15 protein-coding genes are annotated in these 16,804 nt (G+C 43.3%); 1 reads left to right on the plus strand and 14 read right to left on the minus strand.

Going from position 1 to position 16,804, the window contains the following annotated elements:
* Nucleotides 1-212: 212 nt before the first annotated feature.
* The 10 genes from CSV61_RS07240 to rbsK all read right to left on the minus strand — a co-directional run bounded on the left by CSV61_RS07240 (nucleotide 213) and on the right by rbsK (nucleotide 12,018).
* On the minus strand, nucleotides 213-2,315 hold the full coding sequence (locus CSV61_RS07240; protein WP_099638653.1) for a methyl-accepting chemotaxis protein: 2,103 nt from the start codon (nucleotides 2,313-2,315) through the stop codon (nucleotides 213-215).
* Nucleotides 2,316-2,474: 159 nt separating this feature from the next.
* Nucleotides 2,475-3,941, minus strand: a complete 1,467-nt coding sequence (locus CSV61_RS07245; RefSeq protein ID WP_158233792.1) for a BCCT family transporter — start codon at nucleotides 3,939-3,941, stop codon at nucleotides 2,475-2,477.
* Nucleotides 3,911-4,405 (minus strand): hypothetical protein, encoded by a 495-nt coding sequence (locus CSV61_RS07250; RefSeq protein ID WP_099638655.1) that lies wholly within the window; start codon nucleotides 4,403-4,405, stop codon nucleotides 3,911-3,913. Before CSV61_RS07250 ends, CSV61_RS07245 begins: the two co-directional genes overlap by 31 nt.
* A gap of 132 nt (nucleotides 4,406-4,537) precedes the next feature.
* Nucleotides 4,538-4,753, minus strand: coding sequence for a hypothetical protein (locus tag CSV61_RS07255; RefSeq protein WP_099638656.1), 216 nt, complete (start codon nucleotides 4,751-4,753; stop codon nucleotides 4,538-4,540).
* 167 nt (nucleotides 4,754-4,920) lie between these two features.
* Nucleotides 4,921-6,042, minus strand: a complete 1,122-nt coding sequence (locus CSV61_RS07260; protein ID WP_099638657.1) for a virulence factor — start codon at nucleotides 6,040-6,042, stop codon at nucleotides 4,921-4,923.
* A 20-nt stretch (nucleotides 6,043-6,062) separates the two neighbouring features.
* A complete protein-coding gene (locus CSV61_RS07265; RefSeq protein ID WP_099638658.1) occupies nucleotides 6,063-7,943 on the minus strand; it encodes an ABC-F family ATP-binding cassette domain-containing protein in 1,881 nt (626 codons plus the stop codon).
* Between the two features lie 389 nt (nucleotides 7,944-8,332).
* Nucleotides 8,333-8,659 carry a hypothetical protein gene (locus CSV61_RS16565; RefSeq protein WP_143561066.1) on the minus strand — a complete coding sequence of 109 codons (327 nt, stop codon included), beginning with the start codon at nucleotides 8,657-8,659 and terminating at the stop codon, nucleotides 8,333-8,335.
* A gap of 74 nt (nucleotides 8,660-8,733) precedes the next feature.
* Nucleotides 8,734-10,356, minus strand: coding sequence for a M20/M25/M40 family metallo-hydrolase (locus tag CSV61_RS07270; protein ID WP_099638659.1), 1,623 nt, complete (start codon nucleotides 10,354-10,356; stop codon nucleotides 8,734-8,736).
* Nucleotides 10,357-10,450: 94 nt separating this feature from the next.
* Entirely contained in the window at nucleotides 10,451-10,975 is a 525-nt protein-coding gene (locus CSV61_RS07275) for a DinB family protein (protein ID WP_099638660.1), read from the minus strand.
* Between the two features lie 161 nt (nucleotides 10,976-11,136).
* Nucleotides 11,137-12,018 (minus strand): ribokinase, encoded by an 882-nt coding sequence (gene rbsK / locus CSV61_RS07280; protein WP_099638661.1) that lies wholly within the window; start codon nucleotides 12,016-12,018, stop codon nucleotides 11,137-11,139.
* 178 nt (nucleotides 12,019-12,196) lie between these two features.
* Here rbsK and CSV61_RS07285 point away from each other — a divergent pair, with 178 nt between their 5' ends.
* Nucleotides 12,197-13,549: a YjiH family protein gene (locus tag CSV61_RS07285; protein ID WP_099638662.1), complete on the plus strand. Its 1,353-nt coding sequence runs from the start codon at nucleotides 12,197-12,199 to the stop codon at nucleotides 13,547-13,549.
* A 698-nt stretch (nucleotides 13,550-14,247) separates the two neighbouring features.
* On the opposite strand, the gene CSV61_RS07290 is transcribed toward CSV61_RS07285, so the two are convergent.
* The 4 genes from CSV61_RS07290 to CSV61_RS07305 are packed head-to-tail and all read right to left on the minus strand — an operon-like array spanning nucleotide 14,248 to nucleotide 16,804.
* Nucleotides 14,248-14,586 (minus strand): antibiotic biosynthesis monooxygenase, encoded by a 339-nt coding sequence (locus CSV61_RS07290; protein ID WP_099638663.1) that lies wholly within the window; start codon nucleotides 14,584-14,586, stop codon nucleotides 14,248-14,250.
* Complete coding sequence (locus CSV61_RS07295; RefSeq protein ID WP_099638664.1) at nucleotides 14,586-15,005, minus strand: ankyrin repeat domain-containing protein; 420 nt, start codon at nucleotides 15,003-15,005, stop codon at nucleotides 14,586-14,588. Before CSV61_RS07295 ends, CSV61_RS07290 begins: the two co-directional genes overlap by 1 nt.
* Nucleotides 14,995-15,786 (minus strand): ABC transporter ATP-binding protein, encoded by a 792-nt coding sequence (locus tag CSV61_RS07300; RefSeq protein ID WP_099638665.1) that lies wholly within the window; start codon nucleotides 15,784-15,786, stop codon nucleotides 14,995-14,997. Before CSV61_RS07300 ends, CSV61_RS07295 begins: the two co-directional genes overlap by 11 nt.
* Nucleotides 15,773-16,804 carry a FecCD family ABC transporter permease gene (locus tag CSV61_RS07305; protein WP_369824329.1) on the minus strand — a complete coding sequence of 344 codons (1,032 nt, stop codon included), beginning with the start codon at nucleotides 16,802-16,804 and terminating at the stop codon, nucleotides 15,773-15,775. The genes CSV61_RS07300 and CSV61_RS07305 overlap by 14 nt, the downstream gene beginning before the upstream one ends.

Raw genomic sequence — 16,804 nt, forward strand, 5'->3', positions numbered from 1 at the left:
ATCAGAGTGTACCGGAACGGAGAAAGGCCGACTCCTGAGGGATCAGCGTGCGTCTTGAGACCCTGGACAGGTGCTATAATTTCTGCAAAGTACACAGAAATACGGCAAAGCGAACCCTTCGTTGTTCGCTTGGCTCAAGCCACGCCCCTCGGAAAGCGTGCCTTTCGGAGTGCAGGGAAACGGGGTGAGATAGTTATGTCCTAGCCTTTACATCACGATAACTTAAATCGTTCAACTACACTTCGCAGTTCTCCTGCGATCTGATTCATTTGATTGGTGGAATCCGCTACTTGTTCCAACTCTCCTTGCTGTGCGGCAGCTGACGCACTCACTTGTTCAGAGGATGCAGCCGTCTGCTCTGAAATAGCAGAGACATTTTGGATCGCCAAAATGGCTTCATCCTTATGTTCCATCATTTCAGAAAGCTTTTCGGATAGCTCCGCAATCGATTCACGTATTTGATCGACGATTCCTGCGTTTTGTACGAATGATTCTTCTGTATCGGTAACGGACTGGTTTTGACCATCCATTGACTTCATGTTCAAATCGATGACATCAACCGTCTGTTGTGATTCTGATAAGATTTCTTTCACGGTTTCTTGAATGACTTCAGTTTCTCTACGGGACTGCTCCGCTAACTGACGTACTTCATTCGCAACTACCGCAAATCCTTTCCCACTTTCGCCAGCTCGTGCCGCTTCAATGCTCGCATTGAGCGCTAGAAGATTCGTGCTGGCTGTAATATCATGCAATGTTTGAATAACCTGATTGATAGACGAAATTTTATCGGTCAATGTTTGTATTTGAAGTTGTACCTTTTTATTGACTTCGTTGGCTGTCGTATTATGATCGCGTAATTTTTTCACTTCCGACATTCCATTTTCCGTAGAATTAGACGCCTCTGTAGATAATTCGTTCATCGTCATGAACATAGCGTGGATATGATCCATACGGTCTGCTAAATCGGAAATTCGCAAGCTGGTTACTTCCGTATCCTCGGATTGCTTCGAAGCCCCTTGTGCGATTTCATCCGTTGCTACAGATACTTCCTGGTTGGCAGCTACTAGCTCCTCAAAGGCATGTGTGACTTGTGTCGATGAATCACTCAGCTGTCCCGAAGACTGTTGCACGGTTTGTAGAGCTGCATTTGTCTGACGCAACATATCGTTGTAAGCAAGCGCTACTAAGCCTATTTCATCGTGACGAATATTCTGTTCATCTACCATCATGGTCAAATCGCCCGTGGCAGCGGTTTCCATAGATTGTTGTAATGTTTTCAATGGTCTTAATTGACGATAAATGAAGAGCGTGGAGGCACTTGACATCAGTAACACGATGACAATTGCAGATATAATAGTAATCCACAATATAGTGGTAAATGTATCTAAAATCTCAGATCTTGGTGTTACCGTTTGTACTGACCACTTCTCATTGATTCCATTTAAGTTAATCGGAGCGAACGCATTAAATGCTTCTTCATGCAGACTTTGAGAATCTACATACATACTCGCCAATTCCCCTTGGTCCAGATTAGTTTTAGCACTATTCCAATCAATAGCATCCGCCATATTGGTATTGTTCAACTCGGTTTTCAAACTGTTCGCTGTGATATAACCAGCGTCTGTAATAATGGAAGCGTAGCCGCCTTTTGGTTGAATGGTCTTCACTACGTCAGTTAAGAAATCTATAGATAAATCGGTTGTCAATAAACCAAAGTAATTTCCTGAAGCATCCACCATCGGAACGGAAATGGTCGTCATAAGAATCGTTTGACCATTCGTTTCATACGAATAAGGCTCTGTCAAAATGGCACGCGTCTCATTTTTCGGAACGGTATACCAACTATTCGCTGTGGAATCATCCATTCCACTTAACGGTTCTACATTCGTCGTAGTGTCTTCTTTAAAAACATAGGGTATGAATTGCTGATTTTCATCAAGCAAATTCTTTGGTATGACTTCTCCTTTAGCAAACGCAGACTGATTGACTACCGCAGCCATACCTGTCGCGTCATCATTTTTTTGCAAATTGCTTTTGATGATGCGAATAACTTCTTCCGGTTTCATATCGCCCGTCGCTTGTAATGTTTCCAATATGTGACTCGTTGTGCGCAACATTTCATTTGTTTCACTCAGTTTCGCACTCAGAACGAGCGAATTTTTATTAGCACTTTCTAATGCATATTCCTCGGCATCTTTAATGCTTTGCTTATGTAACATGACACTCGTAACGATTGAATAAACTAAAAACAATATTAAAAATAACGCGATAATAAGTCCTGAGAGTTTCATCGCAATACTTGCAGACTTCTTCACTTCATAGTCCCTCCTAGTAAATTTAAGTATATTAGTAGTATACCTTTAGTCCCTGCTAAAAGTATACCTTTTAGCTAAATGTCACACAATAAAAAACCTTGTCTAGTCGACAAGGTTACGAAAGTATCATTGTGAAGTTTTTATTTGCTTTAAATTATTCTATACTGTTTCATTTTCAGTCTTCATCTCGACAAAATCTACTTCTACATTCTCAGCCAGTGCTTTTTCTCCGAATTGTTCAACATATAATAGTTTAGCCGCTTTTGGAGCAGCCCAGAATGTAGGTAACAGTAAGAGAGAGACTGGTATGGCCGTAACTACAATAAAGGATTGGATGGCTTCCACTCCGCCTTCACTAATCATTAATAGAACGCTTGCCACTGCTCCCATAATCACTGCCCAAAATACCCGCATGACTTTCGGTGGATGGCCGTCACCTGTAATTGCAACAGAAATCGTATACGCCATGGAGTCACCTGTTGTGACTACGAACAAGATCGTAACAAGAAGAAACAGGGGCCCAATGATCATATTCAATGGTAGTTGTTCGGTAATGGCAATCATAGCTGCTGGCATTCCCGATGTATTTAACGCTTCGGATATTACACCTGGCTGTGCCATTTCATAAAATATACCTGCCCCACCGACAGTCGTAAACCAGAATGCGGTTACAACAGGTGCTGTTATAGATACCGCTAACACGAGCTCACGAATCGTACGTCCACGCGTAATCGTAGCGATAAAGATTGCCATCATCGGTCCATAACCAAGGAACCATCCCCAGAAAAAGATCGTCCATGACCCAGCATCACCGCGGAATGTGGCCAGGCTGAAGAACTCTTGAAGATGCACGCCCGATGATGAAATAAATGTATTGATGATAAATCCGCCCGGCCCAATAAGGAGAATCGCCACCATCAAAATCAACGTGATCATCACATTCAAATTACTTAAAAATTGAATACCTTTCCGTAATCCTTTGACTGCTGAAATAGTAGCTATCGCCACGACTCCAATAATAATGAGAATTTGAGTCGTTAACGTATTCGGCACACCGTATAATGCTTCCCTTCCATACGCTGCCTGCAGACCAAGAAAGCCAATCGGTCCAATTGTGCCGGCTGCTACTGCAATGACAGAAAATGCATCAATAGTAGTACCAAGAACGCTTTTACGCATAATTTTTTCACCGAGGATCGGGTAGAGCAAGGTACGTGGTTTTAATGGCATCCCTTTGGAATAATGCGCGTACATGAGTACAATCGTCCCTAACGTACCAAGGATCGACCAGGCGAGGAATCCCCAATGCAAATAGGACTGTGCAAATGCTGGAATAATAGCATTTTCCGTTGCCGATTCAACTCCTGCGAACAATGGAGGATGATCCAAAAAGTGATACATGGGTTCTGCAGCCGTCCAAAAAACTCCGCCTCCTGCAAGCAATGTCGTCATAATCATGGCTAACCATTTAAAATAACCAATTTCGGGCTTATTCATTCCACCTAGGCGAATTTTTCCGTACTTTGAGAATGCTAGGAATAATGCGATGAAAAATGTACCCAATAATAATAATTGCCAGAAGGCGCCAAAGTATTTCACTGCAAATGCAAATGTCCAATCGACCATGTTTGCAACGAAATCCAAGTTAATAGATGAAGAAGTTTTGGATGAGATATTAAGTAAGGTACCATTCCTAGTCCTGTTGCATTACCTGTTCCAAGTAGTTTCTTTATTTCTGGCTGTAACGTAGCCGCTTCAGGATTGTTCTTGCGCGCGATATGTTCAACCAAATCAAAGCTAAAGTGACGTAACATATACAAAGCAAACATTTGAGATTGATAGGCGCCGCTGAACGTATGATTATCTTTCATATGTTCGTAAGGTGCAATTCCAAATTTGCCATTTCCATAGACTGCAGTGGTGCGGAATAGATAGCCAATATCGTAAATCATTTCTACATCAGGCTGCTTACCTTGAGATAGCGCTTCCACAACATGAGAAAAAACACGTTGGCTTTTATTCGCTCTCGACCATACGAGATCCGTGACATCTCCTCGGCCCGTTTCTTGTTTCGGAAGTTCTTGTTTCATTCGTTTTAGTTTTTTATCGGAAATGGCTCCATCGCAAAGCGCAAATGTTACATCCCATCTTTCGGAAATGACCCGATCACTTCGAGTTTCTTCACTGATCTCACGGGATAATGCAACAAATGTATACGTACCTTATGGGGTAGTAATACTATAAAGCGCTTCACCGTATCCTTCGTCATCGATATCAAAGGTCGTTTGCTCAATCTCCCACGCTTCACGCATCATTTTACGAATTAAAATACGTAAAAAGCTGAGACTTGTTGAGCGCATTACGCCTAGTCGTTGAATGTCCATTACTTCAGATGCCGGTCTTAGCGCATCTGTATTTTCAATAGCTAATTTAAACATGCAAAACCCTCCATTCTTCTACTTCCACAAAATATATGCTTTTACGATTATCGGAATGCCTTTCCGAATATCTACGTCCATCATGAATTGTATGAATTTTTTTGTCAACGATACTATTTAAAAAAGTCTATGAAGATTCGACACGAATCAACATAGACTTACATCATTTATTTAGTTCTTTCCGTCATTTGACGCCAGATTGAACCTTTTGCCTCTTCGCCTTCTTCAATTCGGGCGATTGCCATTCGCACTTGCAGTTTCACTTCAAATTCATTATCGTTTTCTGCTTCATGCAGTGCAGGTAATGCTTGTTCCGTTCCGGATTCATAGAGGAACATGGCTGCACGCCAACGTACTAACTTGTTTTTATCTTGCAATAGACGGATCGCTGCAGGTTCAAAACCAACATATCCAAGATCACTCATGCAATCGGCAGCCGTACGACGGACCGCCCAGCTTTTATCTAGTAAGGCCTTTTCGATATACGGAATGACTGATTCCTCTTCTATCATGCCGAGATACACGGTAGCGAGTCTACGAATCGACATTTTCTCGTCTTTCAGTGCCATCATCAATACTGGATAGTCCGACTCGTCCGGATCCGGCATTTGATCAAGCAATCGGAAACGTGTTTCCCATTCTGGAACGACAAATTCCGATACGGTTACTTTTTGTCCCCGGTCTTTCGTTTCTTCTTCAGCCTTCTCCGCCTTTTCGACGAGCTCGCGCAAACGCGCTTCAGGATATGCCGCTTCAAGTTCTAAAACGACTTGTTCACCGACCTCTTGCAACTCTCCGTAACGGATCCCATAATCTGCCCATTTCCGAAGTAAAATATAATTCTCCACTTCGGAATGATGAACCGTCTCCATAGCTTGAACGAAACGTTCACTTAGCGCAAACCGAGATTCCTCATCACTATTGAACACTTTCACTTGCAACGGGATCTCTTTATACGTCTGGACATGAACATAGACCTCACCGAAGTGCTCGTCTATCTTTTGCTCCTCGGCTTGTGTTGTCGTTTCGCCTTCTTCATTCAATATAGAGCGTACTTCTCTAAGTATAGATTCCCACGCCACATTTCCGATTCTTTCCACTGCCATAAAGTCGAGTACATGATAAATCCCTTTAACCCCTTGTATTGCTAAAAGAGAGCGGATTGGCTCAGGTGCTTGCGCTTCATCTTTCTTTTTATAGTTATGGCTTGTTCCATCAGGTAATGGAGTATCCAGTATAATTTTCATAGAATTTGGACTTGGTGTCGGTTCAATCGATTTGATTTTCAAGAAAATCTCCTCCAATATAATTAATCAGCTAATTCCTGCAAATAAGACCAACGCTCGACCAGTTCTTCATATTGTTGATTTAGCGATGCTAGCTCTTCATCCAGTTGGCGAAGCTGCTCGTAGTCTGAGCCTGTAGCCGTCATTTTTTGTTCTGTTTCCGCTATTTTTTCTTCCATTCGTTCTATATCCGTTTCAATCGTTTGCCACTGAATTTTTTCAGCGTACGTCATTTTCTTTTTAGGTGCTTTAACTTCTGGAGCCGGAGCCACAACCGACGCTTTTGCTTGTGGTTTTACGTCTTTTGTATTCTTTTCATCAAGGTAATCCGAATACAAACCAAGACGTACGTCGATTTCACCTGAGCCGTCTAGAATCCACAGCTTACGTGAGATTCGATCCAAGAAGAAACGGTCGTGGGAAATCGTAACGACGACTCCAGCGAACGTATCAATGAACGACTCCAAAACGGAAAGTGTTTCGAGATCCAAGTCATTCGTGGGCTCATCTAGCAGCAAAACGTTCGGCTGTTCCATTAATAACTTCAATAGATAGAGACGTTTGCGTTCCCCACCTGATAATTTACCGATTGGCGTTCCGTGTGCAGAGGAAGGGAATAAGAATCTTTCCAACATTTGCGTCGCAGACAATCGTTCGCCGTCTCCTGATTCAATGTCATTGGACGTCTCACGAATATACTCGATAATACGCTGGTTTTCATTCATTGGTGGCAAATGTTGATGGAAATGAGCAATCTTTACGGTAGAGCCTGTATCGACTTCACCGGTGTCCGGCTTAATTGTACCATCTAGCATTTGAAGTAGTGTCGTCTTCCCTACACCATTCGGTCCAATAATTGCAATCCGTTCTTTCGCTTGTAGAATAGCAGAAAAACCGTTCAATATAACTTTATCGCCAAATCTTTTCGTAATATTGTTGATTTCCAACACTTTTTTACCAAGACGCGTCGTTTGTAAATCCATTTCAAAGTCCAATGACTCATCGGTCTGCTTCACTTTTGCTTGAAGATCATCAAAGCGATCAATTCGTGCTTTCTGTTTTGTCGAACGCGCTTTAGCACCACGACGAATCCATTTTAATTCGCTGCGGTAGCGATTACGATCTTTTTGATCCGAAGCAGCTGACATCTCTTCGCGCAGTGCTTTTGACTCCAAATAATCTGCGTAATTTCCGGTATGCGAATAAAGTGTTTGATCCGCTAACTCGTAAATATGTGTAGCAACTTGATCCAAGAAATAGCGATCGTGTGTAACGAATAATACTGCCCCTTGAACATTTTGCAAGAAGTCTTGCAACCACTGAATCGATGCAACATCTAGATGGTTCGTCGGCTCGTCTAGTAATAATAAATCCGCTGGTTCGATTAATACTTTAGCGAGAGCCACACGTTTCAGTTGGCCACCTGACAATTCGCCCATTTTTTTATCAAATGTCTCAATCCCTAGCTTCATTAATATAGTACGTGCCAAGGCATTCAAATCCCAGCCACCCGTTGAATCCATTTCATTTTGATAGAATGAGTAACGCTCCTGATACTCTTCGTTCGAAGAATCTTCGGTAAGTAGTTGCAACGCATGTTCGTAATTAAGATTTGTCCGAATGACAGGCGCATCACTTTCGAATACTGCTTTCATCACGGTTAAGTCCGGATTGACAATCGGTTCTTGAGGCAAATAGGCGACACGGAACTTATTCGGATGATCCATTGTCACCGTATCCGCACTTCCCTGCCCCGAAATGATGGATAGTAACGTAGATTTTCCCGTGCCATTAATCCCGATCAAACCAATCTTATCTCCACTTTTCAAATTAAATCCTACGTCTTTAAAAAGTGTTTTTTCTCCAACTGTTTTTGTTAACTTTTCTACCACTAAATGACTCATCCTGGCACATCCTATTCTTAAATTGCTTCTACTCTTAGTATAGCTGAAATTCGGATAAGTTGAAAACATGCACGTTTATGTACTATGTGTTGTTCGGTTTAGTGGGTAATAGAAGCGAGTGGAGTGTGGAATGGAGGGAGGTGTTCGGGCAATTGTACATGGAGAAGTCATTGCTTAAACTTCGGCGCTGGTCGGTGGCTTTTGCACTGGGGGTAGAGCAACTCAGGTAGTTTTTTTAAATGGTGGAAGTGCTGTCGAATTACGTTTCTGTAAAGGGTGCGTAATAAGAGGTTTGGGATTGCGGTTTTTACACGTGCATTTTCTTTCCCTATTTGATCAGGAGGTTGTGGTTTAGCTGCCTATGTAAGTGGCAAGTTCATTGTCCCCCACTATGTCGCTGGTGGATGGCTTTCACGATGAGCCATAGACAGCAAGTGCGCCCGTCTATGGCTCATCGCTACGCCTACACAGCAGTCACCTTCGTTAAATCGTGTGTAAGGCAGTTCGTATACTTCATTTTCAAATATAGAAGACAGTATCACTAAGTCACTGATGCTCTTCCCATTAGAACCACAACAAAAATAATTACCACGTAGTAGCGCAGGCACAACTGCGGGGTAGGCCTTGGCCATGAGACAACTGGCAGCACCACCGCCAGCTGGCTCCTGGCTGGAGGCAATCCCCCACGTGCCTGCGCGAGTCCAGAAAGCAGACACTCGCTAACTTCAGTACCCAACAACCAATCGAGCAACGACTAGTCGGATAATACTTTACTAAGTATAAAGAAACCTCACCTAGACTTCGACTGACTCAGGCCCGCAAGCTTCTTCACCAACTGCTCCAACAACACCGGCATCTCCTTAAACGCACTATCAATATGCAACCGCTCTGTTTTCTGATGCGCATCTTTACCAAATGGGCCCACATTCAACACCGGTGCAGTTAGTTTGCGCATGTCTTCGAATGGAATCGAATACGTTTCATCATAAACTGGTGTGTTTTTTGCAAACGCCTTCCAATGATCTTCTTCGTCTTTATAATGCACATAACTTAAATCGCAAATTCCATTAAAATAATGCACCTGCTCAATGGTCAGATCAAATACTTGCGCACGCTCCTGCAAAAACTCAATCGATTCCTGTACAAGTGGATCTTCAGATGAATTGACAGCCGGATAATAAGGCGGTGCATAGAATAGTATCGTTGCTGGGCCTAACTCCTGACACTCCATCATTAACGTATCGACAATGCGTATGCATTGCTCGCGGTCATCCCATTCTTCTTGCAATAATACTTCCTGTTTCAAACGATTCACTTCGTTAGTTCCTAACTGATCCTCAGCATACTTTAGCAACTCTTCAAAACGCAATACGCGAATATCTTCTAGTGGTACAGCCGATTCACGATCACACACTGCTTTATACTGTTCAGTACACTGGACCATCGCCTCATTTGCCACTTGTTCGAATAAACTCATGATTTCAGCGGCTGTCCGTTTGAATAAGAATACATTATATAACGCAGCTGCTCGCTGTGGTGTTTGCGTAGAATATTGGATTTTCAAATCTTTTTGATGCAGCGTGACCGGAAGAGGTGTTGATTCGTCCTGATGTATTTCACGAAATAAAGGATTCCACTCCATCTTACGCGTTAAAAACGATGCCATATAATCTGCAGTAATCCCCTTTAAAGGTTCGCCGACATGCGTTTCTTTTCCATAAAACAAAGCGGAGGGCATAATCTTTCCGATGGTCCCAGAATAAATATATTCTTTCGTATCCGAAGGTCCTTGTGAAAAGGAAGGCTCTCCATTCAAGAATAGTTTATAGCGATGACCTTCCTGCTCTTGTAGACGTACAAGTTCCGTAACAGCAGCGCGCATCCCCGCTGAGTTTACTTCTTCATCGGGTACTGTACATAGTAATAAATTAATAGGCCACTTCTCTATACTTGCTCGTTCAATCAACTGAATATGTAGAGCCAACCCCATCTTCATATCCATCGTGCCTCTGCCAAATAAATATTTTCCTGATTCCAAGTCAATGCGTGCTGCTTCAGGTAACGTATCTTTGTTTTCTAGCAACTTCTTCGTCAATTCTTCTGGATGGAAAGCAAGTGGTTCAAGCGCCCCGTATTCATCTGTTTGCACAGTATCGAAATGACTAATCAAGACAATTGTTTCTGTAGCCTCGGGATGTTCATACAAAGCATGCACGGCTTGGCGTCCGAGACCTGCATCATGAAGCGTAATATTGTCGGGGTTCTCAGTGAAATATTCCAATTCGCTCAACTTATTTTGCAACTTCCAAGAAAAGAAGCGCTCTCCTTCCGTCAATGTACGACTATCCCAACTGACTAGTTCACAAAGTAATACGCGTAGCTTTTCGGGAGTATCAAAACGATATCTATTCATTCCATCTCCTCCTTCACGGTTAAGTAAAGTATATCCGATTCAAAGCAAAATAAGAAAAGAACTTGTGCTCTAGGAGGCAACAAGTTCTGGTTTATTATTTAGACGTTGAAACTAGCTGTTCGCGAGTCGACTTCACTTGCTCCACTGCTCGTTTCAATTGTCGTAGATGACGCTTTTCATGAAAACCTACGAATTGAAACCATTGAATCAACGGAACATTGCCAAAAACCGGATGCTTGATCGATTTACAGCGAAGTTCTGTAATTGTGGCTGATTCATAGATATCTAGCAAATAGTTTCTCGATGCATGCAACTTTTCTTTAATCTCTGCAATGGAAAGATGCATGTCTGTTGGTTGGGTATACTCCATAAAATAGGCCTTTATTAAAGGACTTGCCGATACACTGATCGGTTTCTTGAATACACGCAGACTCTCAGGATTTTTCAATTCTTGGGCGATGTTTGTAGCAACTCGACATTCCATTAAAGCTAAATGTTCTACAATCTGTTTGGGTGACCAGCCGCCATGTGATGGTGTTCCGTTAAATTCCTCATCTGTTAAGCCATCAATCAACTGCAAGATGCGTTTACGGACCTTGATGTTTTCTCCAAAAACCATCAACATCTACCTCCATTTCTTCCTCGTAATCCATTCTATTGCCATAGCATACGCTTTTTACTCAAAGATTTAAAGGGGGAACGGTTAGATTTTTTATAAAGCCTCTCAATAGTGACAAATAGGTGCCAGTCAGCCTTGTTACAATAGGCTTTCTACTCAATTTAATTCGCGAGTTTTCCCACTCTTTTTACTACTTCTTGTTCAATCGGCATACCGCCTTGTGCACCAAATTTACCTATCGATAAGGATGCTGCCACGTTGGCGAACTGAACCGCTGACTGTAGAGTACTTCCTTGTACTAATCGGCTAGCGAGCGCTCCGTTAAACGTATCTCCCGCACCTGTTGTATCCACAACTTCTGCCGGCACACCTGGTACATAGATGATTTGTTCCCCATCATGGTAACAAACACCGTCTTTGCCTAGTGTCACGAGCAATTGATTCGGATAATTGGTCACAGTTTCTTCTATTGAAGTTCCAAAGAGTTCTGCGCACTCAGTTTCATTGGGAGTCAGATAACGAACATACGGCATGTATTCCAATTGAAAGCTACTTGAAGGCGCGGGATCCATCATGACAGGCACTTCTAATTCCTCACATAGCTTGAGCACAGCCCACACCGTATCTATCGGAAGTTCCAGCTGCATCATGACCAGTTGACTGGCTCCAATCACAGATTTCAATTCCCCAATCCGCTCTGGAGTCAATGCGTGATTCGCTCCTGGTATGGAAATGATCCGGTTGTCCCCTTCCGTCAATAAAATAACGGCTACACCAGAAGGACCTTCCGTTTGTGTCATATTCGAAATATCCACTCGCTGCCTCCGCAAATTAGCTTTGATCATCTCTCCGAATGAATCCATACCCGTCGTGCCGATTAGCTGAACGTTTTGCCCAAGCTTCGCACAGGCTACAGCTTGATTTGCCCCTTTGCCGCCAGGGGCCGTCTGAAAGTCTTTTCCCCTAACTGTCTCACCTTGTAACGGAAATTTGTCTGCTTGTGCAATGACATCCATATTTGCACTGCCAATTACTGTAATCATGCATGCGCCTCGCTTCCTGCTCTTTTTATCGATCCTATGCTCTTGCATATCTTGTTGCAATATAGACTGCTTACTGACTGAAAAGTTACACTTTGTGCTTAAGTATTTACAACGACTCGTTAAACAGTATAATGAATAAATATACATCAACTAGATTATACACAAGGAGAGAAATACCTTGAAAAAATATACAGCTAGCACTTGGTTAGTATTTTTAATTCCATCTATACTCGGTATTCTACTATTCATGATTCCACTGCCATTTGCAGCTGGATGGAAAGTACCGATTGCCAAATTGGCGGATTTATTGTCAGGCTCATTGGAACCAATTATTCCACAACTGATGATGTACTTGATCATTGCATCTGCACTCGGATCCGTATTCTATTTATTCGTTAAAAAAGATCCAAACAGACCTTCATTCTTTATAAACTTATTCAAAGTGACACCCTTTTGGACGATTACCCGCATTGTAGGGGCAATCTTCGCGATCATGGTCGTCTATCAATCAGGACCTGAAGCGATTTGGAGCGAGGACACAGGCGGTTTGCTACTTGCAGGTGATGGACTCGTTTCCTTCTTGTTCAGTATCTTCTTCTTTGCCGGTCTACTGCTTCCTTTATTACTGAACTTCGGATTGCTCGAATTCTTCGGTACGTTGATGGTGAAAATTATGCGACCTTTATTCAAACTACCTGGACGCTCTTCCATAGACGCACTCGCTTCATGGATTGGAGACGGTACTATCGGTGTCTTGCTAACGAGCAAACAGTATGAAGAGGGGCATTATACACAACGTGAAGCAGCGATTATTTCGACTACGTTCTCTGTAGTATCAATTACATTTACACTCGTCATCATTGACAAAGTCGGTCTCGGAAACTACTTCCTACCATTTTATGCAACGGTTCTATTCACAGGGTTGATTCTCGCCCTCATTATGCCGAGAATTTATCCATTACGTTCCATTAAGAACACGTATATTGACGACCGGGAATATTCCACGGAGAATGAAAAACTCCCTGCCGGAACAAGCGTATTCAAACTAGGACTAACTAGCGCACTTGATACAGCTTCAAAACAACGTTCTTTTATGAAAACTGTTCGCGCAGGCATGCAGAACGTGCTCGATATGTGGTTCGGCGTGGCACCGGTTGTTATGGCTTTCGGTACAGTCGCTTTAGTAATGGCTGAATATACGAGTGTATTCCGTATCTTAGGTAAACCATTTGAGTATATCCTGAACTTCTTGCACATTCCCGAAGCTGCAGAAGCCGCACAAACAATGGTCGTGGGATTCGCGGATATGTTCTTGCCTGTTATTTTAGCTGAAGGCGTCATCACGTCGCCTATTACACTATTTACGATTGCCGCAGTTTCTGTGATTCAGCTGATCTACATGTCTGAAGTCGGTGGCTTGATCCTAGGCACGAAAATCCCATTAAATATTTTCGACTTACTCATCATTTTCTTATTGCGTACCATCATTGCCTTGCCCATCATCGCAGGTATTGCCCATTTGTTGTTTTAAGTTCGATGAGCACCCGTTACTTCTTTTTGAAGTGGCGGGTTTTTTGTGTTTGATGAGCTGTTGGCCTGTGATATTGAGCGGGTAGCATGGCTGATTGAGCGCTTTACGTATGGTATTGAGCGGATTACATGACTGATAGAGCGTTCCACGTCCGACATTGAGCGATTAACACAATAGATAGAGCGCTTCACGAACGGCATTGAGCGGAAAGTACGGCGGATTGAGCAGATTACATGACTGATAGAGCGTTCCACGTCCGATATTGAGCGGTTAACACGATAGATAGAGCGCTCCAAGCCCAACATTGAGCGAACAACACAACCAATAGAGCGCATCCCACCAAACATTGAGCAGATTCCCAACAACCCCCCCTTCCACATCACATTCCTCCACATAAAAAAAACTGCTCTCAATAAAGAGAGCAGCCAAATAAAACAGCTTGAAAGCAACCCTGCTGGAATGTCGTGAATGTCCGCAAGTAAAGGGAGGGTTGCGTTTGGGAATTCGCGTGGTAAAGCAATGGTGGGCTTTTGCACGTTAATTTCCAATAAATAGACGTGTCCAGTTTGCTTTCAAGTGTTTACGCGATATACATGCTAACGGCTTACCGAAAGCCATCTACACAGTGGAGGCCTATTCCACTGCATAGATCACCATCGGAAGGCCAGCGACAAGTTGGTGCTTGCCGCTGTGTTGATTTACTTAGCTTCTATTGTTGCTGCTAGTAAGTGTTGAACTTTGACATCGAATATCTTCACTTCATTACCTAGGATCGGACTGGGTTCGGCCGGTGCTTTGGCGTCATGTGTTTTTGCATTTTCACGACTATGTAGCCAGCGATCGAAGAATTGACGGTCTTCCCACGTCGTACACACTTTTATTTCGTCATGATCGTCATTGTTTTCATTCAGCAATACTTCCATGCGAATAAAGCCTTCAAACGTGTGCACAGCTTTGGCTTTTGCGAAACGAGTGGTTACTTGCTCACCTTTCCCTTTTTCAACATAAATTGTATTTACTGCAATTATTTTCTGCATTATACTACCTCCAGTTTGATAGATTGTAAATATTCGAGCACGGGCGCTGATTGTTCGCCACCGACTGCCGCATGGCGAAGTAACGGAATGCCGTGTGGACCTTTGAGCTCGTCCCAGCTGGGATACCATTTCAACAACGCCTTCACGATTTCAAGTTCGCCGAGCATGGCGGCAGCGAATATATCCATACGTGCTCCTTTTCTTAATAAGTACTCTGCAATATCGCGATTGCCTGTATGTGCGGCAGCCCCAAGACCGCTTTCCCAGTCATCACCGCCCCAGTTCATTACGGCATGTACTAAATCAGGCTCCTGTTCGATCAGTTTCTGTACTTCTTCAAAATTCCCATGTGCCGCAATTAAATAGTCTCGTACCAATGCTTGATCAATAGGTTGCTTCTTTTCTGCCTCAGTTCTCATAGCACTCACTCTTTTCTAATGTACTTGGTGTGAAAAAGCATTTTCCGTTATTCATAAAGATGTCCGCATCAATTTCGAAAATAGAATGAAACATTTCTTTGCATAGAACGCATTGTGGAATTCCATCAAAGTGTACACTGCCGTCTTTTAACACAATGAGACGATCACTGTAACTTGCTGCTTGGTTAATATCATGAAGAACCATGATGACAGTCATGCCGTACGTTTCATTTAATTGCGTGACCAATTCCATGACTTCCAATTGATGCGAAATGTCCAAATACGTGGTCGGTTCATCTAGTAATAATACTTTCGGACGCTGCGCAATGGCCATCGCAATCCATGCACGCTGACGTTCACCACCGGATAATGACTGCAACATGCGATTTTTGTATTTCCCTAACTTTGTTACGCTGATTGCCCAGTCGATAATTTCCTGATCTTCACGACTTAACTTGCCATAGCTTGAGCGGTGAGGATGTCGTCCGAATTCTACTAACTCGCCTACCGTGACATCAAGTTGATGATCTTGCATTTGCGGAAGCATAGCTAAATTCCGAGCCACTTCTTGAGATTTCATTCGTTTCAACCGTTCACCATTTAGCAGAACTTCACCGCTTCCTGGTGTGATCAGTCTAGAAATCAACCGTAGAAACGTCGACTTGCCTGAACCATTAGGACCTAGCAAACTGACAATCTCCCCTTGCTTAATATGCAAATCAATGGACGTTAATTCGAATGAATCCGAGTGGCGATAGGTTAGTTCCTCAGTTATCAGCAAATGAATCCCTCCGTTTTTGAATTAAATACAAGAAGAATGGCCCGCCAAGGAATGATAGTAAGATGCCAACTGGCAGTTCGATTGGATTAAATAGTGTACGGGCAATCGTGTCCGCAACTACGACTAGCAATCCTCCACCGAGAGCGGATGCCGGTAATAAAAACCGGTAATCGCCTCCTACTATGGAACGCATAATGTGTGGCACAACAAGACCAACGAATCCAATCAATCCCGAAACACTGACCGCCATTCCTGCCAGTAGCGTACTCAACACGATGAGGAAAAATCGACTTCGCTCCACATTATGGCCGAGCAACTTGGCTACTTCGTCCCCTAGACGCAATATACGAATATGTTTGACCGAGAAGATGGCTAGGACGAATGCAGCGATCGCATAATAGATGATCATTTCAAACTGCACCCAGCCGACACCTGCAATTCCCCCAGCAAGCCAAGGCAATACCGCTTGCACACGGTCACTGTAAAGAAGCATCAACGCACTCATACATGCGCCGATTACTGCGTTAATGGCGACTCCCACTAAAATGATACGTAAAGGCGATGCCCCGCCTTTCCACGACAATGCATAAATGACAACGGCCGTTGACAGTGCCCCAAGAAATGCAGCAAGTGGTAAGAACATGATGTAAGCTGGATAAATAATCATAATGACTGTTGCCGCAAGTCCTGCACCTGATGAAACCCCAATAATTCCCGGGTCGGCTAGCGGGTTACGCATTACTCCTTGTAGTATCGCGCCGGCTACTGCGAGGCTGATTCCGACAATCATGCCGACTAGCACACGGGGAAAGCGAAGTTCCCAGACAATTCGTCGTTCCATCGTGTCATTGACCACAAAGATTCCATCCCAAATTTCCTGTATAGAGAATGAAACCGGTCCAATCATTAAGCTTAAGACAGCCGCGATCATGAGCAAACTTCCACTCGTTACGAGGACGATGACTCGTTTCCTGGCAAGTGGATGACGTTCTTTCAGCGCCTGTTCTCTTGTTGCAAT

It is taken from the genome of Sporosarcina sp. P3, assembly GCF_002743415.1.
GTDB lineage: Bacteria > Bacillota > Bacilli > Bacillales_A > Planococcaceae > Sporosarcina > Sporosarcina ureae_A.

Coding starts and splice junctions, on each gene's coding strand:
- rbsK (WP_099638661.1), bottom strand. CDS start 12,018: ATGATTACAGTAATTGGCAGTGCAAATATGGATGTCATTGCACAAGCA.
- CSV61_RS07255 (WP_099638656.1), bottom strand. CDS start 4,753: ATGTTTAAATTAGCTATTGAAAATACAGATGCGCTAAGACCGGCATCT.
- CSV61_RS07265 (WP_099638658.1), bottom strand. CDS start 7,943: ATGAGTCATTTAGTGGTAGAAAAGTTAACAAAAACAGTTGGAGAAAAA.
- CSV61_RS07290 (WP_099638663.1), bottom strand. CDS start 14,586: ATGCAGAAAATAATTGCAGTAAATACAATTTATGTTGAAAAAGGGAAA.
- CSV61_RS07295 (WP_099638664.1), bottom strand. CDS start 15,005: ATGAGAACTGAGGCAGAAAAGAAGCAACCTATTGATCAAGCATTGGTA.
- CSV61_RS07250 (WP_099638655.1), bottom strand. CDS start 4,405: ATGAAACAAGAACTTCCGAAACAAGAAACGGGCCGAGGAGATGTCACG.
- CSV61_RS07275 (WP_099638660.1), bottom strand. CDS start 10,975: ATGGTTTTTGGAGAAAACATCAAGGTCCGTAAACGCATCTTGCAGTTG.
- CSV61_RS07245 (WP_158233792.1), bottom strand. CDS start 3,941: ATGGTCGATTGGACATTTGCATTTGCAGTGAAATACTTTGGCGCCTTC.
- CSV61_RS07270 (WP_099638659.1), bottom strand. CDS start 10,356: ATGAATAGATATCGTTTTGATACTCCCGAAAAGCTACGCGTATTACTT.